The following is a 21,123-nucleotide window of genomic DNA, read 5'->3' as shown; positions in this document are numbered from 1 at the left end:
CCTCAGGCTCCTGCTGCTCGATCATGATTAAGCCCTTTCCTTGTTTGAGCATCTTTGTCAAAACGTACCGAAGAATTCATCTTCGAGTCCGATAATGCGAGAGTCAACGTAAATAATGTCCGGGTGCGATGCGGGCGGTATAAACCTGAGACCGTCCAGGTCTGTTGGAGGAACTGCAATCACGCGATGGTTTAATTTGCCCGGCAAAATAAAAGGCTAAGGCGGTCAACTTCCAACCCGCATTTTCCTTAAACATTGGTGAAATATGGCCACACTATTTTTCCGCACTAGGAATCTCGTGAATATTTCCCGCTCTGATAGTGGCATTAAAACAATCTGCCATTAACAAGCTGACTTGAGATTTCGGCCGTGGGCTTGATTCAGGATCCATTGATTCGGAGTGTATGCCGATCATTCCGGTTCACTGACGCGTACGATGGCCTTGCCGAAATTCCTGCCTTCAACAAGCTCCAGAAGTCCTTGAGGTGCCGCGTCGATTCCTTCATACATATGCTCACGCGATTTCAGTTTTCCTTCGCTCCACCAGTTACGTAGCTGTCGAATGTAGGTATCGTATAAATGAACGTAGTCCCACAATACAAATCCTTCTACTCTGATTTGCTTCAGATTGATTGACCACCAGGGCCGCGGAGAACGATTGACCGGATCGTCCGGATCGATCCACCAGTCGGCCGTAGTTCCCACGACAGCCATACGGCCACGGAATTTCAGGCGACTGAAGACTAAGTCCGAGAAAGCGCCTCCGGCGAGATCGACATAAACATCAATCCCATTTGGACATAGTGCGTCAATCTTTGCGCCGGCTTCGGGGTCACGATAGCTGACGGCACCATCGAGGGCGAGTTCTTCGCGAAGATAGTTCAGTTTGTGTTCGGGGCCGGCACTGCCTATCACGCGACAGCCCATGATCTTCGCTACTTGCGAAACGACTTGGCCGACTGAGCCGGCGGCATTGCTGACGAACACGGTTTCTCCTGGGCGCGGCTTTCCGGCTTCGATCAATCCGATATGCCCTGTCAAACCTTGCTCACCCAGTGCGGACAGGCGCATATAAAGCGGCGCGTCGCCGGCGTCAAACTTCTGCACGACTGTTAAACCATCGCCGCCCGCGGCCGCTTCCGTCGACAAGGGAATCATGGTGGGTGTGCCGTCGCCTTTCCCCTTGCAAATCGAATGTGTCTGATAGCCCAGGTAGCCTTCGACAATGTCTCCTCGTGCGAAACGGGGGTCAGTCGACCTGACGACCTGGCCCACTCCGGCGCCCCGCAGCGTATCTCCCAGGGGGATTGGCGCCAGAACAGCGGCTTGTTCGGCTCCCGTCACCCCGAATCGATCAACCGGCTTGTCCATCAGTTGACGATGGTAGGGATCGAGGGAAAGATATAGCGTCCGAACCAGAACCTCGTAGCCACCCAATGGACGCACGGAGACTTCTTCGCGCTGGAAATTCGCAAGCGTGGCCTTGCCTTCGGGGTGGCTCTTCAACGTCCAGCGAATGTTTTTTGGCAAATCGTTCACGCAATCGGCCCCCGCTCCAGATATTGCGAGGCGTCACCGATTTCATATTGCCAAGCCATCGGCATCTTCTCGTCTTTGGACCTACCGCGGCCGTAATACGAAGTAAAGCCAAGCAGTTGCCGCAGGCGCGGGGGCAACTGCCTGGCTCGCTCGCGCGATATTACGAGCGAATGAGCTTCTTCGGGTTTCAGGTAGCCTGCATAAAAGCACAGTGTCATACCTCGCCGCGGAGCATTTGACATATTTGCTCCCGCGCCGTGCGCAACTTTGCCGGTGAAGAACATTCCGCTGCCAGCCCTCATTACCGCCGGCACAGTTTCAGGGCGATGAGAGACTTCATTCCAGTCAATATCGAGTTTGTGGGTTCCGGGAATTACGCGAGTAGCGCCGTTGTCTGCAGTGAAATCGGTTAGCGCAATCATGCAACTTGCAATCACCTCTGGTTTGTCGGCACCGCGCAGATGGAAGGGAGCATAGCCGCCGTCCTGATGGATGACTTGAGTCGGTGCACCGGGCCATACCTCCAGCACCTGTGCACTGCCGAGTTGAATGTCATAATTAGCGCCGTCGAGACACGCTTCAGCCCAGTCGAGAATGCGGTCCGTCAAAATGATGTCCGCGAAGCAGTGAGTGCGTGCCGCAAGGCCAGCGAGGCGTCGCGTGAACTTATCCGCTTCGGGGTCTATGGACATAATCTCGTTGCGTCGTTGCTCTACGAAAAACCTATCGACTTCACTGTTGAACCGGGCAAGCAGATCCGTGCATATTAGATTGGGCACGATGACTGCACCATCGAAGTCGGTAACCTCTTTAATTTGCGCGGCGCTCGTATTCTCTTCCAGAGTCACAATGTTTTTTGGCTGCGGCAACCGGTTAGTCATCCCATGCTCCTTTTTAATGAGTAGCAGCCTCGATTGTTTATTCTCGGGCTTACCGCGCAGCTTCATAATACAAGTCTGTCCTTTGCTGTATAGGTTCGGACGGGTCAGAGCCGTGTGCTTGGCGGCCAGTCGTTTTGTACTCAAGGACGCCGTTGCACTGGGTCGGCCCGAGTTTCACAGACACTCAATGAGCCGTTTTGCCAAGTGGCGCCGGCCAAACCTCCGCGAGGGGCTGGAGGAGTTGCCGCAGATGATTGTTTATGTGTATTCTGTGAGCAAGCATCAATTAGATTGATGATGTGGACGAGTAGGCGTTTTAGCTTCCTGATCACTGGGAAATACGAGACCAATTGGGTCGCACCCACATCCGCGAGCGATTTAAAATTCAACATGGCGGTGGTTTTATGTGGTCACCCAAGAAGAGCGAACTTCGCAAACCCCTATACGTCGGTTTGGTTGAATCCCTGGAGCAGGCGATCGCCATCGGAGCGGTTCGTGTAGGCGAGCGTTTGCCCCCGCAGCGCGGGCTGGCGTCGAGCCTCGGCGTAACGCTCGATGTAGTCACTCAAGCCTATCAACTTGCCGAATCGAAAGGCTTGATCGTGGGCATGGTCGGTCGCGGAACCTTCGTTGGTGCATTCCCCGAAACCGCACAGGCGGTTGACTCTGAGCCGAGACAGCTCGTCGACCTGCGGATGAACACGACGATGGTTTCGCCATTTAATGAGAGCCTCAATCGCTTGCTTGGCGCAATCGCTCGCCGTAAATCTTTACATGGCCTCTTCGAATTTCACCCCGGGCAGGGCATGGAGGCGCACCGCGCGGCAGGCGCACACTGGCTTTCGTTGAGGGGCCTCGCGTACACACTAGACGAGGTCGTGGTGTGCGACAACATGCGAGATGCTTTACTGGCGATTCTGGCGGCCTTGAGCTCAGGTCGGCATCTAATCCTGACCGAGTCTCTGCGGTTCGCGGACTTCCGCCGGCTGGCCGCGTTATTCGGGATCCGCGTGCGCGGCGTTGCTATGGACGTGAACGGACTGTCCCCGCAGGCTCTACGGGAAGCAGCTCGCGGCGAGGCAGTTGCAGCGATTTTCTGCTCGCCTACGGGGCATGATCCGACGAACATCACTATGCCGCTCGAAAGGAGGCATGAGATCATTGATGTTGCGCGCGAACTGGATTGTTTGATTGTGGAGGATGATACTGCGGGGCATCTCGCCGGGGATGATACTCCCACTCTCAGTGCGCTCGCGCCGGATCGATGCATTTATATTTGCGGCACCAATCGAAGTCTCGCTGTTGGTTTACGAATTGGCTATGCAGCTATGCGCGGCCCGGTGCGCTCACGATTGGATGATACGATTCCAGTATTGTCGTGGACGTCTTCCGCACTGCTCGGAGAAATTACATCGACCCTGATTGAGTCCCGGACAGGGGGACGGTTGCTCAATTGGCACCGTCAGGAGGCGGTTGCACGACAACAGATCGCGGCCGATGCACTTCAACGCGGATACCCGCCTTTGCGGTTTCCTAGTTACCATCTGTGGTTGCCGATGGCTCCAAACTGCACTGCAAAGGATTTTGCCGCGGAGTTGCTCGCGGAAGGCGTCGCTGTGTTGCCTGCAAGCGCCTTTTCCGTTGATGCAGAAGCAACGCCAGAATGCGTCCGAATTTCGATGGGCGGCGTCCGCGAGCGTGAGCGATTAGCCGAGGCATTGGCAATTGTGGCGCGCGTGTGGCGCAAGGGTGCGCGTTGACCGTGATATTCATTCGCAAGTGAACAATTCGTGTGCGCCCCCCGAAGTCTACTGCACTAACGCATTCCGCTATGATGCCCGAAACGACATGACATAGTGCGAGCCGATTTTTGTGAGCACCAACGTCATGTCCCGTGCTCGCAACCGCTGTTGAGGCGGCTCGGAACTGCAGCCCAGGTCAGTATAACCGTGAGCCGGGTGCCTCGCGCCTCGGCGATCAGATGGTATTTGCCACCGAGCGTGTGCTGATTCATGGGATTGGGTCCGTTTTTTCCCGCCAACATGGCGCGAATTGACGCGTTTGTCGCTGACAACGCGTCAATTCCATTTCTCCACCGTTTCTTAAGCTTCCGATACCGTGACAGACTTCGTCGCGAGGTACGGTTCGAGCGCTTCCGGGCCGCCTTCGGAACCATAGCCGGAGTCTTTCACACCGCCGAACGGCATTTCCGGCCACGGCGTGGCCGCCTGATTGATCCACAACATGCCGACTTCCAGCCGTTGGCTCAGCTGATGGATATGATTGAACGAGCGCGTGAATGCGTAACCGGCGAGGCCGTACGGCAGCCGGTTGGCTTCGCTGATGGCCTCGTCGAGCGAGTCGAAACCGCGAACCGCGGCGACCGGGCCGAACGGTTCGTTGTTGAAAACGTCGGCTTCGAGCGGAACGTCAGTCAACACGGTCGGCGCGAAGAAATTGCCGTCGCCGCCAATCGCTTCACCGCCGGTCGCGACGGTTGCGCCGACCGCGCGCGCGTTTTCGATGACTTTCCTGATGGCGCCGACCCGGCGGACATTGGCGAGCGGCCCGAGCGTCGTACCCTCGGCCAAGCCGTCGCCGACTTTCAGGCTCTCGGCATGCCGGACCAGCGCTTGTTCGAATTCGCGGCGGATGCTGTTGTGCACGAGAAAGCGGGTCGGCGAAATGCATACCTGACCGGCGTTGCGGAATTTCGCGCCGCCCGAGGTCTTGACAGCGAGTTCAAGATTCGCGTCTTCGGCGATAATCACCGGTGCGTGTCCGCCGAGCTCCATGGTCACACGCTTCATATGCTGGCCGGCAAGGGCGGCGAGTTGCTTGCCGACAGCGGTCGAGCCGGTGAACGTGATTTTGCGAATCGCCGGATGTGCGATCAGATGGTTCGAGATTTCGCCGGGGTTACCGGCGACCAGGCCAATCACGCCCTTCGGGATCCCTGCGTCCACAAACGCTTGCAGCAGTGCGGCCGGCGATGCCGGGGTCTCTTCGGGAACTTTGACTAGGAACGAGCAGCCGGTCGCGAGCGCGGCACTCAGTTTGCGGACCACCTGATTGATCGGGAAATTCCATGGCGTAAATGCGGCGACAGGGCCGATCGGTTCCTTGATCACAGTCTGCTGAGAGGTGAGGTTGCGGGCCGGCACGATCCGACCGTAGACACGCAATCCTTCATCGGCAAACCATTCGATGATGCCGGCCGCGGACAAGACTTCGATGTGGGCTTCGGCCAGCGGCTTGCCTTGTTCGAGCGTCATCAGGCGCGCGATTGAATCGGCGCGCTCGCGGACGAGTCCGGCAGCCTTGCGCATCAATGCGGCACGTTCGAAGGCGGGCACTCTGCGCCAAACCGCGAAACCACGCTGAGCAGCTTTTACCGCACGGTCTAGATCCTCGATGCCGGCATGCGCCACGCTGCCGATTGTTGCGCCCGTGGCGGGATTGACGACATTGAGGGTCTTGCCGCTTGCGGCGGGACCCCATTCGCCATCGATAAAGAGCGGGGTGTCCACGTATTCAGAAACTGCCATGTCTAACTCCTGTGCTCCAGCTTGAAACGGGTTTGGATCGAGTGTGTATGGGCGAGCGGAAGCTACATCGGACCATCAATCGGAAGTCGGGCGATTGCTACGGATCAGAGGCTTGTTGAAGCGAGCATCGGCTTCAACAAGACCGAATGTGTTTTGTAATGCGATCTGGCAGTGAGTCCCAAGGGTAGCGTTGAGACTAGAGAAAACATGCAAGCTGGCCCGCCAATTGTGATGCATCATACATCAAATGGCGTGCTGGTTGAAGTTAAAGGGTGCACCGGCAGCGTGCCGAAACACTTAGACCGCCGGTCGCACGGCTTACGAAGCCGTCAATCCCGGCCGCTCCTCAATGTGCCAGGCAGCCAGGTCATCCAGACGTGAGGCGCTGCCACGCAGCGCTTTGCCGTCCAGCGCAATGAACTGTCGTCCGGGCGGCGCTGACGCCTGTCGCTGGGCGAAATGACGCACCGCGCACTCCAGCTCATGCTCGTCGACCTGGAGCAGGAATTTGCGGATTCCTACCCAGCTCGGGGCCTTGCCCCCGTTCGTCCCGAACAGCCCATTCAGCCGCGCCAGGCGCTCGGCAATGAACACCTCAATCGTCCTGAGCGAGTTGGCGCCTGCCAACATCGACGTCACGATCGCACACAGCAGCGGCTCCAGCGCATAGCGCTTGCCTTGCTCGCGCCGTACATCGTGCAGTTCAGAAAATACACCCCCGAATATCATTCTCGTTTCCACTGCTTGCTTCGAAGCTCACGAAGCTAACACGGTCGAACGGAAGTTAACAGCCCTATGGAATACCCACAGGTTATCCGGCTCATCGTCGACAAGTAGGACTGTTGACATGGCGAGATGCGAGTCAGGACGTTTACGGAGGAGCCGCAACGACCGTGCCGAAGACCTCCAGCCGCTGGCTCCAGCAAGGCTATGAAAATGGTGGCAATGGTGCGGGTCACACATACATAATTGCCAAAACGCAGCGGAAGGGTATACGCCAGCATCTCCTCAACCATGCGCAGGTGGAGCGGGAACCGATAGTACAGCCACACGGCGTAGCTGATGATGCGCGGCGGAAATCGGTAGCCCTTGGACGAAATCGGCGCCTCGGCCGACGGCAAAACGGAGACGGAACCTTTCTTCATGCCCCACTATATTCGTCGACCCCGGCGCCAACTTGACAATGCCCGACGTGCATAGTTAGTCGCCCGCGAGGCAATCATCGAAACCGCCCTCGGACTTGAAAAGCATTCGTTTGGATATACAATACGATTTATGTGTATCTATTGGAGTTAATGATGCAAGTCGCTAAATGGGGCAACAGCCTTGCCGTCCGGCTGCCCGCGAGCGTCGTCGATGCACTCGGTCTGAAGGAGGGCGACGACATTGAGATCTATGCCGAACAGTCCGGTGCGTTCTCGGTCAGCAAAAAGCCGACGGACGCTGAGCGGATCGAGCGCCTGCGCAAGTACCGCGGACGACTGCCCGCCGACTTCAAGTTCGATCGGGAATCGCTCAGCGAAAGGGGAAACGCTGAATGACGGTTGAGGCACCGGCGCGATTTGCCGTCGATAGCAATGTGATTGCCTACCTGTTCTCCGGCGACGCCGCGAAGGCCGACCGGGCCGAGGCGCTGGTGGTGCAGGGGGCGCGGATGCCCGTCATCAGCACGCAGGTAATGAACGAAGTTACGCTCGTCATGAGCCGGAAAATGGGGCTCTCGTGGCCGGAGATCTACGTTCTCCTAGGCGATGTGGAGGAGTTCTGCGAGATCGTGCCACTGACGCTTGAAGTCAACAAGGAAGCACGCCGTATCGCCGAACACTACGGATTCAGATTCTACGATTCGTGCATCATCGCCTTCGCGTTGCTTGAAGAGTGCGAAGTACTTTACAGCGAAGATATGCAACACGGCCAGGTCATCTTCGACCGGCTGACGGTGGTCAATCCGTTCCGGTCACCCAGTTGACCGCCGTCTGATTCGTCGTCGGGCGTCGCGCGGTTTGTAGTTTGAGCTCGTGGCCGCGACGTTGATGCGTCGATTCAAGCGAGCCGAATCGCTTCACCGGCTGATTAGACCGCCTGCGTTCTGCCCGCGCTCTAATTTGACATAATTAAAGTGATCACTTTTCGTGATTGTAGAAGCTAAGTTGTAATGTCCGCTTTTAGCCAAGTTCAAATGTCCGCTTTTTTCGCAGCGTAAGCTGACCCGCCGCCGGCGTTCCGGCGCGGGAGGCGTTAATGGCTGCGACCGAACGGATAACAATGACGATGCGCGAACTGGACAGGTTCAAGGTCATTCAGGACGTCGCCGACGGCAAGCTCAAGCCGTGGCGCGCGGCAGAACGGCTCAGGCTGACGACGCGGCAGGTTCGCCGCCTCGTTGACCGGTTGTGCGAGCATGGGCCGGAAGGTCTCGTATCGCGCCGGCGCGCGAAGCCCAGCAACAACCGGCTGGATCCAGTGAAGGCGGATCAGGCCTGTCGATCATCCGTGACCGCTATGCCGATTTCGGACCGACGCTGGCGTGCGAGAAGCTGTACGAATCGCACGGCATCCGCCTTGCCAAGGAGACGGTCAGGCGCCTGATGACGGACGCAGGTCTGTGGGTGCCCCGGCGGCAGCGGCCACCGAAGATTTACCAGCCGCGTGCGCGGCGCGCGTGTCTGGGCGAGCTGATCCAGATCGATGGCAGCGATCACCGGTGGTTCGAGGAACGGGCGCCGGCCTGCTCGCTGCTGGTGTACGTCGACGATGCGACCAGCCAGCTGATGATGCTGCATTTCACGGCGACCGAGTCGACCTTCAGCTACTTCGAGGCGACGCGCGCGTACATCGGGCGCCACGGCAAGCCCGTCGCGTTCTACAGCGACAAGTACAGCGTGTTTCGCAAGACGGGTGCGAACAAGGATGGCAACAGTGTGACCCATTTCGGCCGGGCGATGTACGAGCTGAACATCGACACGTTCTGCGCGAACAGTAGCCCCGCCAAGGGGCGCGTCGAACGGGCACACCTGACGTTGCAGGACCGGCTCGTAAAAGAATTGCGGTTGCGTGGCATCAGCACGGCTGCCGGAGCCAATGCGTATGCGCCTGCCTTCATGGCAAATTACAACGCGCGCTTCGCGAAGCCACCAAAGAGCGGATTCGATGCTCACCGCCCACTCAGGGCTGACGAGAATCTTGATCTGGTGTTCACGTGGCGCGAGCCGCGCAAGGTGAGCAAGTCGTTGACGGTGCGGTATGACCGCGTCACGTATCTGCTGAACGACACGCCCGAGCACCGCAAACTGATCGGCCGGCATATCGAGGTCTGGGAGTACCCGGACGGGCGTATCGAACTCCGCGCCGATGGTCATGTACTGTCATGCAGACAGTACGACCGGCTGACCGAAGTTGACCAGGGCGCGGTCGTTGAGCACAAGCGGCTGGGTCACGTGCTTCAGGTCTCGCAGGTGATCCAGGCTCAACGCGATAACAGCCGGATCGGAAAAGCGCCTTCGCGAACCCACCTGGGCGTGCCGACCCGGGTCCAAAGCCGCTCGCCAGGCAAGAAGAAACAGCGCGAGTTCACGCAGGCCGATATCAATGGTGTGATTCTGGCACAGTCGCAGCAGCGGCAAATGCAACAACCACGCAAACCTGGCCCTCGGTCTGCAAAGGTGATCGACGCAGACGTAAGCGCCCTGCCAGTTCAGGCGTCGTCCTTCAACAATGTGTGAGACAAAAGGCGTTAGAAACAAACCCCTTAAACCCGGACATTTCAACTTAGCCGGAAAGCGGACATTTGAATCTGGCTTTGACAGTGATGTAGCGGCAATATGAGAATGTCGTGTTCTAGCAAGATACAGATGTCGTGTTTTACCGCGGCCGTACGCTGCCTCACAATTCAGTGAGCCGTCCAGTTGGAGCGTACTTCAGCCGGACGTCAGGGACCTGCGCAAAGGGAGTCACAATAAAGTCGATTTCGCCGTTAGTTGGCACCTTTGCATCAACGCCCAATGCCTAAATCTGATGGTTTTGGCCGTCAGCGTACGCAAACGGCCGACTCTTGACGGCACCCCCGGTTTGCCGGGTACTGCCGTTCGGCGAGCAGGTCGGGGCAGCGCGCTCGCGAAATTATACCCATATAGATATAATTTCGTGCATAGAGAAAAAGCCAAAAAAGCTGCACTGGGTCGGATCCGCCAGGAAGGATTTGATGGCGATGCCCGAGGCCGTCAAGGACACATTTGGATATGCGCTGCATCTGGCGCAGGCAGGATCAAAACACGCGGCCGCGAAGCCGCTATCGGGCTTTGGATCGGCGGGCGTTATCGAGGTTGTGGAATCGGCCGAAGGCGGCACATACCGCGCGGTGTACACGGTGAAGTTGGCGGGAAGCGTCTATGTGCTGCATTGTTTCCAGAAGAAGTCCGCGCACGGCATCGCAACGCCGAAGCCGGACATGGACGTCATTCGGAGCCGATTGAAGGCGGCCGAGGATCATGCGAAAGGAGTCGCAAAATGGTCGGGATCGAAGAAAGCAGCGGTAATGTGTATGCCGATTTAGGCGTGCCTGATGCTGACGAAATGCTGGTAAAGGCGCAACTCGCAACGAAGATTGAGGAAATCATCAAGGCCCGGAAATGGACGCAGATTTGGGCCGCCGAAGTACTCGGAATGACGCAGCCGAAACTATCGAACATGCTGCGTGGTCAGTTTCGCGGAATCAGCGAGGCAAAGATGCTTGAGTGCCTTGCGAAGCTCGGACGCAACGTGCGAATCGTCGTCGGGCCAGCACGCCGCTCCACGAAAGCCGGACGCGTCGAAGTCGTGTTCGAGTCGCATGCGTGACCCGCAGGCGCCGAGCCGGTGAGGCTTGGCGATGCTCTCCGGGATCCACCCGGCTACGTTTGTGCTTCATGCGCGGCATCTACCGCGAGGTGGTACGGTCCACGTCCGGAGCGCACGCTCACCGACTGGCTAGCTGACATGCGCCACGCCGCGCTGCCCGGCGAGGACATCCAGATCGGTCGGATGCTTGCGGAGTCGATCGCGGCTCTGGAATACATCATTATTGCGCGCGGCGGCCGGTTGCCGCCTGAGTTGATGCAAAGGTAAGTCGTTCGGGTGTGGTTGCCTGACCCTGCGCGGAAGCTCGTCATCAGCACGCTACGGGGCCCCTCACTGCAGTAAAAGCAAACAAGGACACGTGATTTTTCCGCAAATCCGGGGCGCTAGAGATTTCGGGTTTCAGTGCAACAAGCCGAGGTAACCCGGCGGTGCAAATGGTCGTTGATGTTCCTGAAAAAGCTCACCGTACCGAGGAGCCTTTATCTTCTAATACGCAACTAACTGTCTGTTCCAGCTGCGCAAACGTCAAACCCGAAACCGCCTGCAGGGCTGGTCCCGATGAGGTCTGGTCTGGCACTCAATTCCCGCTGGCGATCGTCGTTCACGGGCGCCGGGTACAGCTGGATCGTTCGTCCGTCGACGGTTAGCACCAGCTGACTTCTGGTAGATTGATTGTTGCGCGGCGCAGGTACAAATAGAGAAGACCGCGAACGATTCTGTCGAGGCACGTTATGGAAGTTCCTGATCACGCAGCCGCCGTCTCGCCAGATGGACGCGCCGTGGTTTTCACGCTGTCGGTTCGCGGCCGTGAGGTCGAAGGCGCTGTTGCGCGTGACGCACTCGAGCAGCACTTCTGGCTACCGCGTGGCGCCGACGCGGCGCGCACACTCAGGACCTTTGAAAACGGTCGCAACCGCATTGTGGCGCTCGCACAAAGAAAGCTGCTTGCGCGGCCCCACACGTCGCTGTGGCTGGCCGTCAACGACTTCGTCACCCGGTAGCCGGAAGTTAAGTGACGAAGGCTCCCGCACGCCGGATGCGGCATCTCCACGACACACAAAAAAGCACGACCGTTCAAATGTTGATCATTTATCTTATGTCAAATTGACGCGGTCCCTTACCGGCTGACCCGGGCAGTCACATCTAACGTATCTAGCCGGCGCCAAAGCTGTCACTGCCGTTCAGTTGGCGTGACGCCGATATCGCAACTCCTTCTGGCTGCGAATAGCGACCACCAGCACAACGTCCAGCTCAGCCACAAAACGATACAGCGCAAGATAGCCATGCGCGCCATTCGAAATGACCAGCTCGCGCATCGCATCGGGGCCACTAACAGGCCGTCCAATCTGAGGACTCGTCTGAAGGATGTCTAGCGCGCGAACGATATCGTCAATGTGTTTTGCGGCGCTCGCCGCGTTGTGTTCAAACAGGAAGTCAAAGATCCGCTCAAAATCATCGCGAACTTCAGGCGCCAGAACTATTCGCGCCATCGCTTGACCTTCGGTGTTCCCGGATCGTGCCCTGCGGCCCGCTGGCCTATGTAATCACGCATGTCGGCCCACTCAATTCCGAGGCCGTTCTCCAGCATGTTTGCGAGGCGGTCGTTACCCTCAGTGAGAAATTCGCGACGCAGTTCTTCGCTGGTGACCCTCTCCGCAATCGCCTCCAGCATGAAGCTGTGGGCTGTAGTCCCCGATTCTTCAGCTAGTCTGGAGATCCGATCGCGGAGTTCCGGCGGAAGGCGGAGCGTGGTGGTAGACATAGAGGCCTCTCATGTGTCACATCTGTGCTACATCATACTCTCTCAAGTTTGCCAGTGCACGCCCTTGTCCAAACCCAAGCAGGGAACCAAAAACAGGGACATACCTAATTATGTCAAATACCGTATCCGAAGATTGCTCCGGTTTGAAAGGAGTCGTGTCGGACGGGCTGAGCCGGTATAGAGTATTATTCTCAGTAATTTATAAAAAACTACTGAGATAACCATGGTCATCTCTGCAACTGGATCCCTCTACACCCTTCACGAGACTGCGCTACATGCGATGTACGCCGACCTCGAACGCGTCGCGCAGATACAGGATAAGGTTTTCATCGGTGCACCCGGGACCATCGTCCAGCACCGCAAAGGCGAGGCTGAGTACTACGCGCGTCAGTATCTCGATGGCGACGGCCGGCAGCGGCAGGCGTATCTCGCGGGGCCTGTCGGCTCGCCAGAGGCGGACACGCTCAAACAATCGGTGCAGAACCGTATCGACGAGGTCAAGGCTGTGATCAAGACCGTGCGCGAACTCGCCAAGCTCAACTTCGGCGTAGCCGATGCGAAGACCTATGCGACCGTTGGCGCACTGTTCAACCACGGCGTGTTTGCCGCGGGCGGCACGCTGGTCGGCTCCCACGCGTACGGCGTGATCCTGAACCGGCTCGGCATCCGCGCGGCAAGCTATCACACCGAGGACATCGACATCGCGCGACGCGAGCAGCTCGCGCTCTCCGATATTCCGGCCGGCGGACTTCTCGAAATCCTCAAGCAGACGGGCATCCGGTTTGTCGAGGTGCCAGGGCTCGACCGATCGGCGCCAGCAACGTCCTTCAAGGAGGCGGGAGCGTCGCGTTTTCATGTTGACCTGCTTGTGCCGTCGGCCGACGAGAATTTTACAATCCGGCCAGTACCCGAACTTAAGGCGCACGCCGCCGGCCTCCCCTACCTTGCCTACGTCCTTGGAACCTCGCAGAACGGCGTGCTGCTCTCGCGCCACGGTGCAGTGCCGGTACGCGTGCCAGACGCCAACCGGTTTGCCGTACACAAGCTGCTCGTCTCCCAGTTGCGCACGAACGACAACACGAAGTCTCTCAAGGATCTGCAGCAGGCTGCCGTTGTCATCGGCTTTCTCGGTGAGCATCATCCCGGCAGTATTGAAGATGCGTGCGAAGCGCTCCCGGCCAGTGCGCGCAGTCGCGTCAAGCGTGCAGTCGCGCCGCTCGAAAGGCTGCTTGAAGCGCATCCGGCAGCCCTCGACGAAGTGCGAGAGGCGCTCGCGGACTAGCGCGGTGTCGATGTCATGTCATGTCGAATCAATTAATCTTCGATTCTCTTTTATGTCTACATGAACGCCCCCGTTTGCGCCAGATGTTCGAGGTCTTGACGAATAGGATGGGCTGCAGCTGTACATCCGCCTCTTTGCAGCTTCCGCTTCGCTGCCGGCCCCTATGAAATCCGCTGACTCACGCCTCATTCAAATCGCGAGCTTGTGAAACTCAGACATAAAAGCAGGTTTCGTGAATCCCGGGTCCCGCCCGATTTGTCATTACACTCGAATGCCGCCGCAACTTTTGACGTTCCATCCCTTGAATCGAGAACCCCTTTAGCAGACCGATGAAACCATGCTGGCCTAACACTGACGTAATCCTTCCGGTAGGGCTGTTGATGTGGGAAGGAAATTCGAAGCCGCCTGCAACGAATTATTTCTCAATGTTCGCAATCAACGAGGGCGGCGGCAAGCTCGCGCAACGGTCCCCAGGCCGCCGAATGCCCGTTGGCATTGCCAGCGAGAATTGCGCGCGTGCGCTTACCGATCTTCCGCTGTACCTTTGCCACGTCGAGGCAGCCGCTCCAGTAATCAATATCGGCAAACACCGGTGCCGTGTCTGTTAGGGTGATCGCGTGCGCGACCTGATGCCACGTGTGCGACGCGCAGATAACTTCGTCGCCCGGGCCGATGCCGAGCGCACGCAGCACAATCCAGGTGCCGAACGTGCCGTCGCCACGGCCACCGCGTGGGCGCGGTCGCTCCAGCCGGCAAGGCAGCCTCAAACGAATCGAGCATTGGTCCATCGCTCCAAGGCGAACATTGCAGTACTGCATGGACGAGTTCGCTCTCTCGCGCCCCGCAGGCTGGCTCGCTAAGTGTGATTTGGTCAGTCGCCATCGCAGGCTTCCTCCTCGGCCACGATGAGCATATCGGCCTCACTTGCCTGTGCCGTCACAGACACGCAAAACCCTGTCGACGTCGCGAGATAGACGCGGCGGCCACGAAACTCGAGAACCGGCTTTTCATTGCGCAGTTCGACCGCGCCGATCCGCATGACACGCACGTCGGGATAGCGCTTTCGCCAACTTGCCGCGGCTTCCAGCAGCGTCGGTTCGTTGAGAATCAACTGGGCTATCACACAAATCTGATTTGCTGTGAGCGCCATGTCAGTCGTGCCCGCCCGCCACGCGCCACGCTTCTACAGTGACCGGAAGCGTAGTGTCGGCAGCCATCTCTGGCACCTGGAACCGCCAGCCGATTGAGAGCATAATGAGCCCGCTCCACGTCTGCGCCTGAGCGATGCAGACGATCGGCTCATCCAGATCCTTCTTCGTCACGTAGGCGCCGAGAATGCCTTTTCTGTCCTTTCGAATTATGAGTTTCACGTTGAGACCTCCTGGGTTGGTTGCAAAAATTTGCGCCGCAGGTACGTGCATCGCTTCGAACTAGCGGCGCGAGCAAAAGGCGCCGGCCCGCCGGGCGACGAACGTCCAGCGACGAACACATGGACTTTCATAGGCAGAACTCGTCTTTCTCGAGCAATGGTCGCAGCGCGGCAGCATCAATTTCGTCCTCAGTGCAGCCGACGCCTGCCCATCAAACTCGACGAGGTACACCGGTTCGCCCGGTCTCGATCACACGCCCCACATTGGCGATCCCGCCGAGCGCGCCGGCCCTCACAAGACGCTCGCATTCGCCCCGTCCGGGATAGCCACCGTCGTTGCAAACGTCGTGCAGTGGCACCACGCGCATTCTCCATGGAGCGCGCTCACCCAACCGCGCGAGCACGTCTTGCGAACGGTGGTCGAGCGTACATAGTTCCTTCGCGCGCATGCCGACGCAATGATCGCGTTCGACAAAGTGAACCGCATAGATGTAGAACCGCTGCAGGAACGTGTCGATTCCCGTGACGTAGCCCACGTCGCCTTTGCTCAAGAGCAGCTCACCCATGGCCTTACCGGTGTACGTACCGTCGTTGCTGATCGGGAGCGGGCGATCATCCGCACGGCACTGCCGGCAATGGCGCGTCAAGTTCGCGCCGCCCTTGCAGGCGTCATGCCCGGCCTTCAGCTCGCGCGCAGTGGGGCCGCGCTGGCCGTGCAGGCCGAAATACGTGCCATGCTCTGGGTCTGAGATCATCGGCATGATGTTGTGCAGGAACGCGCCTCGCCTCTTTACCTCGCGATTTACCTCGATCAGGAGTTCGTCGTTGATGCCCGGGATCAACACCGAGTTGATCTTCGTCAGTACACCACGCGCAGTCAGTATCTCCAGCCCCTCCATGTGCCGCGCGTGAAGGAAGCGCGCGGCCTCCTTGCCCGTGATTCGTCGGTGGTCCCAGAAAATCCACGGATAGATCTTTTCGCCGACGACGGGATCGACCATGTTGATGGTGATTGTCACGCAAACAATGCTGTTTTTGCAGATCTCGTCGACAAAGTCCGGCAACGCGATACCATTCGTTGACAGGCATAGCTTAACGTCCGGAGCGCGCTCGCGAAGCATACGGAACGTGTCGAACGTTTTCTTCGGATTGGCTAGCGAGTCCCCGGGACCCGCAATGCCGAGCACGGTCAACTGCGGAATCCGGGCCGCGACGGTCGTCACCTTTTTCACGGCTGCTCCGGCGCCCGTTTCTCCGACACGACGCCTGGCCGCGACTCGTTCGAACAGTCATACTTGCGGCTCCAGTAGTTGCATTGGATTTTGCAGGCGGGTGCCACCGCTACGTGCATGCGCGCATAATCGCGATGCGCTTCTTCCGAATAACCTGGGTGATTACTGATCTTTTCCCATACTTCTGCCGACATGCTCTCGGGCGCGTCGGACGGACCGCAGCTCGATTTGCCTGTGCCGCCGTATGAATCACAGCCGCCGCCCCGGACAGATGCGTCTACGGTCGACACCAAGGGCAGTGCCTGCCGAACGCCGATATAGGCAGTCGAGGGCGGCGTGCTGGCGTTCGCGCAGTCTTGCATGATATCTCCCTGCAACCAAAAGTGGCGGCGCAATACGCAATAGCGAGATCCATGCCACTCACTCGAGCTCCGCTAATGCGCGAGTCCCGCGATATCCGATAAGTTCTGTTGTCGTGCGTCGGCCCCCAAGCCCGACAACCACGCCCTATGCGTCGCTGTTACAACAAAAGTCACGCGCTCCACGTTTCATGTCCAAATTTTTTTGTTTAACTGATTATCGCGAGTGTGCGTCAAGCGAACATGTGCGACATTCTGTCCGCCAGCGGATGGAACCGATCGAGCCGCCTCCAGCGCGGCCGCATTGTCCGGAACGGGACATTCGCGACACGAACAATCGGACGATGCACCGCCATAACCCGACATTGTGCCGGTCAACATCCCGCAAATTGTGCTCCGACTGTAGATGCTCGCTTGGCACAACGTCCCGTGTAAGCGGGGTTTGAGGGACAGCCGTTATGGATATCGCGTTCATTAACTTTGGCAGTGGATGCAATGCGCGGAATGGATGAGATGCAGGAACCCCTGTTTACGACGGTCAAGCTGGAGGATTTCGTCCCGGCGGATCACTCGCTGCGACCGGTCCGGCTGCTGGTGAATGACGCGTTGAGACGGCTCAACGGACTGTTTAACGTCATCTATGCCGACACCGGCCGGGCTTCGATTGCACCCGAGAAGCTGCTGAGGGCGTTGCTGCTGCAGGTGTTCTACTCGTGCGTAGCGAACGCATGGTGATGGAACAGATGCGCTACAACCTGCTGTTCCGCTGGTTCGTCGGACTGGCGATCGAGGACGACGCGTGGGACCACTCGGTGTTCTCGAAGAACCGCGACCGGTTGCTGGAGCATGAAGTCGTGGAAGCGCTCTTTACTGAAGTCATGGGCCTGTCCGACAAACGGGGTCTCCTGTCGAGAGAGCATTTCTCGGTGGTCGGTACGCTGATTCAGACATGGGGGATTGCAAATGCACAGGCAGTGGACATCATCTTCGCCGGCAAGCAGACCATCGATGGCGACACTGCCCAGGTCGGCCCCGCTATCGCGATGCGATTGGGCGTCCAGTTGCTCACGTATGTATCCCGGATCGTCGAGACTGACCTCGACGCGCGCACGATCGTAGTCGAGCGCCGCGCCGAAGGCGGTGTGCAAGTATTGAAAACCGCACTGCCCTGTCTCGTGACGATGCTCGAGAATACGAACGAGCTGCGCTTCGCGACACTGCCCGCGATGATCCACGCGGCTGGATTCCCGGTGCGCAAATGGAATCGCGAGCAGGCCGGCATTGAGGACGTGAGCAAGGTCGGGCTGAAAGGTTCACCTACCGTGGTCAGCAAAGTGTTCGCGCCGACGCCGCGCGACGAAAAGGCCGAGATGCTCGAATTGGACGCGTCCAGTCTGCGCGACGTGTCGCTGAAACTCGTGCACAAGATATTTGCTCGCCATCCGACATTGGAGGCGGACCTGTTGATGAAGAGGGCCTCATGAACTCGCCCGCTGCCTCTGAAAAGAAGCCGTCCGCGCCGGTCAAACGGGCCGCCGGCCGTAACCTCGATCTGCCCGAACATCTGAAAGCCTACCAGGGTGTCTGGGTCTTTCTCGAGCACGACCACGGCCACGTGCATAGCGTGTCGTGGGAGCTGCTCGGTGAGGCGCGCAAGCCCGCCGACAAAGTCGGCAGTCGTGTCGCTGTGGCCGTGCTCGGCGGTACCGACGAGCCGCTTGAGCAGTTTGCCAGTGAGGCGTTCAGTTTCGGCGCGGACAAAGCGTATGTGATTCACGACCCTGTGTCGCTCGGCTATCGCAACAAACCGTTCACGAAGGGGCTGACCGACCTGGTCAACAAGTACCGCCCCGAGATTCTGCTGCTCGGTGCAACCTCAATGGGCCGGGATCTCGCCCGATCTGTCGCAACGACGCTCTTGAGGGGCCTCACCGCCGACTGCACTGAGTTGAACATTGACCCGGCCTCGCGCGCACTGGCGGCCACACGGCCGCCTTTCGGCGGCTCGCTGCTCTATGCGATCATGACGCTCGCATACCGCCCGCAGGTGGCGGCGGTGCGCCCACGAGTGATGGTGATGCCGCAGGCGCAGACGGGTTGCGGCGGCGAGAACGTAACGTTGCCAACGACGAAGGCGATTGGAACTGCATCTTCGGCACCGAAACTATGGGTTCTTTACGACCATCTGGGACACTATTTTTCGCACGAGTTACTGGCCGAAAAAGGATGAGTGCCGGAAGTTGGCCTCCGCGACCAGCCCGAACCGCTCAAACGTGCGCGACTACTTCATTTTTCCGTTTGATCAACACCGCTGGCGCAGAGCTAAAGTCGGAAATGGTGTACGGGGAGTAAAGTAGAAAGAGCTGGTTGATACGCTGGAGCAAATCGCATCACGCGTCCGGTGTGCTCCCACTCCATGCGTGCGCAGCTTCGTCAGGTCGACCATTACAGAGACAACTGCCCTCAGGTTCGGCGCGCTATTGACCTCAGCGACACGTGTGGAGTTGCACCATCAATTCGGCATGGCCTTATATGATGTGAGGGCAATTGACAGAGCGATCAGTAGTTCTGCAAGGGGCGACTTCATGCCTGATGTCCGCGAGTTGACTCAAGTTCATCCTGTCGAAATCACACTTCGCGGGTTGTTTCACGTTAGAGCGTGTTAGGAACTTTGAAGTACTGGCACGGCATGGACGAGCATGAGCATTGGGAAGACGACGAAATGAAGCCCGGCGAGAGTTTCGGGTAGCCGCTCATAGTCACGTGCGAGACGGCGGAAGCGGTTGAGCCAGCCAAAGCTGCACTCGACCACCCATCGCCGGGGCAGCAGTACAAAGACTTTTTTCGTCTCCTCGAGTTTGATCGAGGGTGTAAAAAGTTTTGTGTAAACGGTCATTTGGCAGGAGACTGCCAGCAACAGGAGCATAGATGACCGTAGCGAAACGCAATAAAAGAGAGAAACCCGATGCTGAACTCGTCAAGCTGGCAGACAGCCTGCTGGCGAATTACCAGAAGCCGGAAGACCTGATAGGCGAGAACGGCCTGCTCAAGCAGCTTACCAAGATGCTGGTGGAGCGTGCGTTAGAGACGGAGATGTCCGAACACCTGGGCCATGGCAAAAGCGAAACGGTGACCAATGCCACGGGCAACACCCGTAATGGCCATAGCGCCAAGACGCTGCAGGGGGAGTTTGGCGAGTTGCCGCTCAATATCCCGCGCGACCGTCAGGGGGCGTTCGAGCCGAAGCTGGTGGAGCGCCATCAGACGCGCTGGACGGGCTTCGATGACAAGATCATTTCGCTGTATGCGCGTGGCCTGAGCGTGCGCGAGATCCAGGGGCACCTGGAAGAAATGTACGGCACGGAGGTCTCGCCGACGCTGGTCTCGGCGGTCACCGACGCCGTCAGTGATGAGGTGAAGGTCTGGCAGGCCCGTGCGCTCGACGTGCTTTATCCGATTGTCTATCTCGACTGCATTCACGTCAAAGCGCGCGACAGCGGCGCGGTGCGGACCAAGGCGGTGTACCTGGCCATCGGCGTGAACATGGCCGGCCACAAGGAAGTCCTGGGCCTGTGGATCGCCCAGACCGAGGGGGCCAAGTTCTGGCTGCAGGTGGTCACTGAGCTGAAGACGCGCGGCGTGCAGGACATCTTTATCGCCTGCGTCGACGGGCTTAAAGGCTTTCCTGAAGCCATCGAAGCGGTCTACCCAAAAGCGGCCGTGCAACTGTGCATCGTGCATATGGTGCGCAACAGTCTGAACTTCGTGCCGTGGAAAATGCAGCAGGAAGTCGCCGCCGACCTGAAGACGATTTACACTTCATCGACCCTCGAACTGGCCGAACAGATGCTGGGCGCCTTCGAGGCCAGGTGGGACAAGGACTATCCGTCCATCGGACAGAGCTGGCGACGCAACTGGGCACGTGTGATTCCGTTCTTCGATTACCCACCGGAGATCAGGAAGGTGATTTACACCACGAATGCCATAGAATCGATCAACATGAGCCTGCGCAAGGTGATCAAGACCCGCAGCTCGTTCCCGACCGATGAGGCCGTCACCAAGCTGTTTTACCTGGCCCTGAACAACATCAGCAAGAAGTGGACGATGCCGATCCGCGACTGGAAGGCCGCACTGAACCGCTTCACGATCCAGTTCGAAGAGCGGCTGGTGCCGGGTTAAACCTCAACCCGTTTACACAAAATTCCGGACACCCCCGTTTGAGAGGTGGCGCCGCTTGTTCGGACAGGGTCCCGAGATTTTTAAGTGGAATTGTTGGGGCAATCAAGCTGCCGATTTTATCGCTGGCAGCGTGGCG

Annotated in this window: 18 protein-coding genes and 8 pseudogenes; 13 read left to right on the top strand and 13 right to left on the bottom strand. The window is 58.4% G+C overall.

The features are described from left to right. Nucleotides 1-411 precede the first annotated feature (411 nt). On the bottom strand, nt 412-1,539 hold the full coding sequence (locus B0G75_RS39485; protein WP_106285719.1) for an NADP-dependent oxidoreductase: 1,128 nt from the start codon (nt 1,537-1,539) through the stop codon (nt 412-414). After that, nucleotides 1,536-2,420: a phytanoyl-CoA dioxygenase family protein gene (locus tag B0G75_RS39480; RefSeq protein ID WP_181309449.1), complete on the bottom strand. Its 885-nt coding sequence runs from the start codon at nt 2,418-2,420 to the stop codon at nt 1,536-1,538. The genes B0G75_RS39485 and B0G75_RS39480 overlap by 4 nt, the downstream gene beginning before the upstream one ends. A 350-nt stretch (nt 2,421-2,770) precedes the next feature. Between B0G75_RS39480 and B0G75_RS39475 the strand changes: the two genes are divergently transcribed. After that, entirely contained in the window at nt 2,771-4,180 is a 1,410-nt protein-coding gene (locus tag B0G75_RS39475; RefSeq protein ID WP_146142607.1) for a PLP-dependent aminotransferase family protein, read from the top strand. 342 nt (nt 4,181-4,522) lie between these two features. Here B0G75_RS39475 and B0G75_RS39470 read toward each other — a convergent pair whose 3' ends face one another. The 3 genes and pseudogenes from B0G75_RS39470 to B0G75_RS39460 all read right to left on the bottom strand — a co-directional run. Beyond that, on the bottom strand, nt 4,523-5,968 hold the full coding sequence (locus B0G75_RS39470; protein WP_106285716.1) for an NAD-dependent succinate-semialdehyde dehydrogenase: 1,446 nt from the start codon (nt 5,966-5,968) through the stop codon (nt 4,523-4,525). A 318-nt stretch (nt 5,969-6,286) separates the two neighbouring features. After that, nucleotides 6,287-6,697 carry a transposase family protein gene (locus tag B0G75_RS39465; protein ID WP_106285715.1) on the bottom strand — a complete coding sequence of 137 codons (411 nt, stop codon included), beginning with the start codon at nt 6,695-6,697 and terminating at the stop codon, nt 6,287-6,289. Between the two features lie 266 nt (nt 6,698-6,963). Further along, nucleotides 6,964-7,089: pseudogene (locus tag B0G75_RS39460) on the bottom strand (IS6 family transposase); the annotation flags it as partial. 177 nt (nt 7,090-7,266) lie between these two features. Here B0G75_RS39460 and B0G75_RS39455 point away from each other — a divergent pair. The 7 genes and pseudogenes from B0G75_RS39455 to B0G75_RS39430 all read left to right on the top strand — a co-directional run bounded on the left by B0G75_RS39455 (nt 7,267) and on the right by B0G75_RS39430 (nt 11,805). Beyond that, nucleotides 7,267-7,509: an AbrB/MazE/SpoVT family DNA-binding domain-containing protein gene (locus B0G75_RS39455; protein WP_106285714.1), complete on the top strand. Its 243-nt coding sequence runs from the start codon at nt 7,267-7,269 to the stop codon at nt 7,507-7,509. Continuing rightward, nucleotides 7,506-7,937 carry a PIN domain-containing protein gene (locus B0G75_RS39450; RefSeq protein ID WP_106285713.1) on the top strand — a complete coding sequence of 144 codons (432 nt, stop codon included), beginning with the start codon at nt 7,506-7,508 and terminating at the stop codon, nt 7,935-7,937. Before B0G75_RS39455 ends, B0G75_RS39450 begins: the two co-directional genes overlap by 4 nt. A 272-nt stretch (nt 7,938-8,209) precedes the next feature. Then, a pseudogene (locus B0G75_RS39445) lies at nt 8,210-9,690 on the top strand (ISNCY family transposase). A 479-nt stretch (nt 9,691-10,169) separates the two neighbouring features. Beyond that, entirely contained in the window at nt 10,170-10,520 is a 351-nt protein-coding gene (locus B0G75_RS39440) for a type II toxin-antitoxin system RelE/ParE family toxin (protein ID WP_106285712.1), read from the top strand. Beyond that, entirely contained in the window at nt 10,475-10,804 is a 330-nt protein-coding gene (locus B0G75_RS39435) for a helix-turn-helix domain-containing protein (protein WP_106285711.1), read from the top strand. Before B0G75_RS39440 ends, B0G75_RS39435 begins: the two co-directional genes overlap by 46 nt. Before the next feature lie 138 nt (nt 10,805-10,942). Further along, nucleotides 10,943-11,071: a hypothetical protein gene (locus tag B0G75_RS41795; RefSeq protein ID WP_258194117.1), complete on the top strand. Its 129-nt coding sequence runs from the start codon at nt 10,943-10,945 to the stop codon at nt 11,069-11,071. A 464-nt stretch (nt 11,072-11,535) separates the two neighbouring features. Further along, nucleotides 11,536-11,805: a DUF1488 family protein gene (locus B0G75_RS39430; RefSeq protein ID WP_106314917.1), complete on the top strand. Its 270-nt coding sequence runs from the start codon at nt 11,536-11,538 to the stop codon at nt 11,803-11,805. Between the two features lie 180 nt (nt 11,806-11,985). Here the strand turns inward: B0G75_RS39430 and B0G75_RS39425 are convergent, their stop codons facing one another. Together B0G75_RS39425 and B0G75_RS39420 are read right to left on the bottom strand one after the other, a co-directional pair. Beyond that, nucleotides 11,986-12,294 (bottom strand): type II toxin-antitoxin system RelE/ParE family toxin, encoded by a 309-nt coding sequence (locus tag B0G75_RS39425; protein WP_106285709.1) that lies wholly within the window; start codon nt 12,292-12,294, stop codon nt 11,986-11,988. Next, nucleotides 12,282-12,566 carry a CopG family ribbon-helix-helix protein gene (locus B0G75_RS39420; RefSeq protein ID WP_106285708.1) on the bottom strand — a complete coding sequence of 95 codons (285 nt, stop codon included), beginning with the start codon at nt 12,564-12,566 and terminating at the stop codon, nt 12,282-12,284. The genes B0G75_RS39425 and B0G75_RS39420 overlap by 13 nt, the downstream gene beginning before the upstream one ends. Before the next feature lie 223 nt (nt 12,567-12,789). Here B0G75_RS39420 and B0G75_RS39415 point away from each other — a divergent pair, with 223 nt between their 5' ends. After that, nucleotides 12,790-13,848 (top strand): GSU2403 family nucleotidyltransferase fold protein, encoded by a 1,059-nt coding sequence (locus tag B0G75_RS39415; protein ID WP_106285707.1) that lies wholly within the window; start codon nt 12,790-12,792, stop codon nt 13,846-13,848. A 443-nt stretch (nt 13,849-14,291) separates the two neighbouring features. On the opposite strand, the pseudogene B0G75_RS39410 reads toward B0G75_RS39415, so the two are convergent. The 5 genes and pseudogenes from B0G75_RS39410 to nifB form a co-directional block, all read right to left on the bottom strand. Then, nucleotides 14,292-14,730, bottom strand: a pseudogene (locus tag B0G75_RS39410) (DegT/DnrJ/EryC1/StrS family aminotransferase); the annotation flags it as partial. Continuing rightward, on the bottom strand, nt 14,720-14,998 hold the full coding sequence (locus tag B0G75_RS39405) for a hypothetical protein (RefSeq protein WP_106285706.1): 279 nt from the start codon (nt 14,996-14,998) through the stop codon (nt 14,720-14,722). The pseudogene B0G75_RS39410 and the gene B0G75_RS39405, both read right to left, overlap by 11 nt. 1 nt (nt 14,999) lies before the next feature. Next, nucleotides 15,000-15,218, bottom strand: a complete 219-nt coding sequence (nifT, locus tag B0G75_RS39400; RefSeq protein ID WP_106285728.1) for a putative nitrogen fixation protein NifT — start codon at nt 15,216-15,218, stop codon at nt 15,000-15,002. 211 nt (nt 15,219-15,429) lie between these two features. Continuing rightward, nucleotides 15,430-15,816: a nitrogen fixation protein NifZ gene (locus tag B0G75_RS41925; RefSeq protein ID WP_374956963.1), complete on the bottom strand. Its 387-nt coding sequence runs from the start codon at nt 15,814-15,816 to the stop codon at nt 15,430-15,432. 15 nt (nt 15,817-15,831) lie between these two features. Next, a pseudogene (nifB, locus tag B0G75_RS42175) lies at nt 15,832-16,811 on the bottom strand (nitrogenase cofactor biosynthesis protein NifB); the annotation flags it as partial. Nucleotides 16,812-17,312: 501 nt separating this feature from the next. Here nifB and B0G75_RS39385 point away from each other — a divergent pair. The 3 pseudogenes from B0G75_RS39385 to B0G75_RS39375 form a co-directional block, all read left to right on the top strand. Then, a pseudogene (locus B0G75_RS39385) lies at nt 17,313-17,761 on the top strand (transposase); the annotation flags it as partial. Between the two features lie 3 nt (nt 17,762-17,764). Further along, nucleotides 17,765-18,292 (top strand): annotated as a pseudogene (locus B0G75_RS39380) (electron transfer flavoprotein subunit beta/FixA family protein); the annotation flags it as partial. Beyond that, nucleotides 18,289-18,924: pseudogene (locus B0G75_RS39375) on the top strand (electron transfer flavoprotein subunit alpha/FixB family protein); the annotation flags it as partial. The pseudogenes B0G75_RS39380 and B0G75_RS39375, both read left to right, overlap by 4 nt. Nucleotides 18,925-19,470: 546 nt before the next feature. Here B0G75_RS39375 and B0G75_RS39365 read toward each other — a convergent pair. Continuing rightward, a pseudogene (locus B0G75_RS39365) lies at nt 19,471-19,671 on the bottom strand (transposase); the annotation flags it as partial. Between the two features lie 65 nt (nt 19,672-19,736). Between B0G75_RS39365 and B0G75_RS39360 the strand changes: the two are divergent. Next, a complete protein-coding gene (locus B0G75_RS39360; RefSeq protein ID WP_106314916.1) occupies nt 19,737-20,987 on the top strand; it encodes an IS256 family transposase in 1,251 nt (416 codons plus the stop codon). Nucleotides 20,988-21,123: the final 136 nt, after the last annotated feature.

Origin of the sequence: Paraburkholderia sp. BL18I3N2 (assembly GCF_003001875.1) — a bacterium.
Lineage (GTDB): Bacteria > Pseudomonadota > Gammaproteobacteria > Burkholderiales > Burkholderiaceae > Paraburkholderia > Paraburkholderia phytofirmans.
Note: the sequence above shows the minus strand (reverse complement) of the source record. Positions and strands in the feature narration are given on the sequence as shown.

Bases quoted from the DNA above. Each gene is read 5' to 3' on its own strand.
- B0G75_RS39470 (WP_106285716.1), bottom strand. From the start codon at position 5,968: ATGGCAGTTTCTGAATACGTGGACACCCCGCTCTTTATCGATGGCGAA.
- B0G75_RS39360 (WP_106314916.1), top strand. From the start codon at position 19,737: ATGACCGTAGCGAAACGCAATAAAAGAGAGAAACCCGATGCTGAACTC.
- B0G75_RS39430 (WP_106314917.1), top strand. From the start codon at position 11,536: ATGGAAGTTCCTGATCACGCAGCCGCCGTCTCGCCAGATGGACGCGCC.
- B0G75_RS39480 (WP_181309449.1), bottom strand. From the start codon at position 2,420: ATGACTAACCGGTTGCCGCAGCCAAAAAACATTGTGACTCTGGAAGAG.
- B0G75_RS39450 (WP_106285713.1), top strand. From the start codon at position 7,506: ATGACGGTTGAGGCACCGGCGCGATTTGCCGTCGATAGCAATGTGATT.
- B0G75_RS39455 (WP_106285714.1), top strand. From the start codon at position 7,267: ATGCAAGTCGCTAAATGGGGCAACAGCCTTGCCGTCCGGCTGCCCGCG.
- B0G75_RS41795 (WP_258194117.1), top strand. From the start codon at position 10,943: ATGCGCCACGCCGCGCTGCCCGGCGAGGACATCCAGATCGGTCGGATG.
- B0G75_RS39420 (WP_106285708.1), bottom strand. From the start codon at position 12,566: ATGTCTACCACCACGCTCCGCCTTCCGCCGGAACTCCGCGATCGGATC.
- B0G75_RS39465 (WP_106285715.1), bottom strand. From the start codon at position 6,697: ATGATATTCGGGGGTGTATTTTCTGAACTGCACGATGTACGGCGCGAG.
- B0G75_RS39425 (WP_106285709.1), bottom strand. From the start codon at position 12,294: ATGGCGCGAATAGTTCTGGCGCCTGAAGTTCGCGATGATTTTGAGCGG.
- B0G75_RS39435 (WP_106285711.1), top strand. From the start codon at position 10,475: ATGGTCGGGATCGAAGAAAGCAGCGGTAATGTGTATGCCGATTTAGGC.
- B0G75_RS39405 (WP_106285706.1), bottom strand. From the start codon at position 14,998: ATGGCGCTCACAGCAAATCAGATTTGTGTGATAGCCCAGTTGATTCTC.
- B0G75_RS39440 (WP_106285712.1), top strand. From the start codon at position 10,170: ATGGCGATGCCCGAGGCCGTCAAGGACACATTTGGATATGCGCTGCAT.
- B0G75_RS39415 (WP_106285707.1), top strand. From the start codon at position 12,790: ATGGTCATCTCTGCAACTGGATCCCTCTACACCCTTCACGAGACTGCG.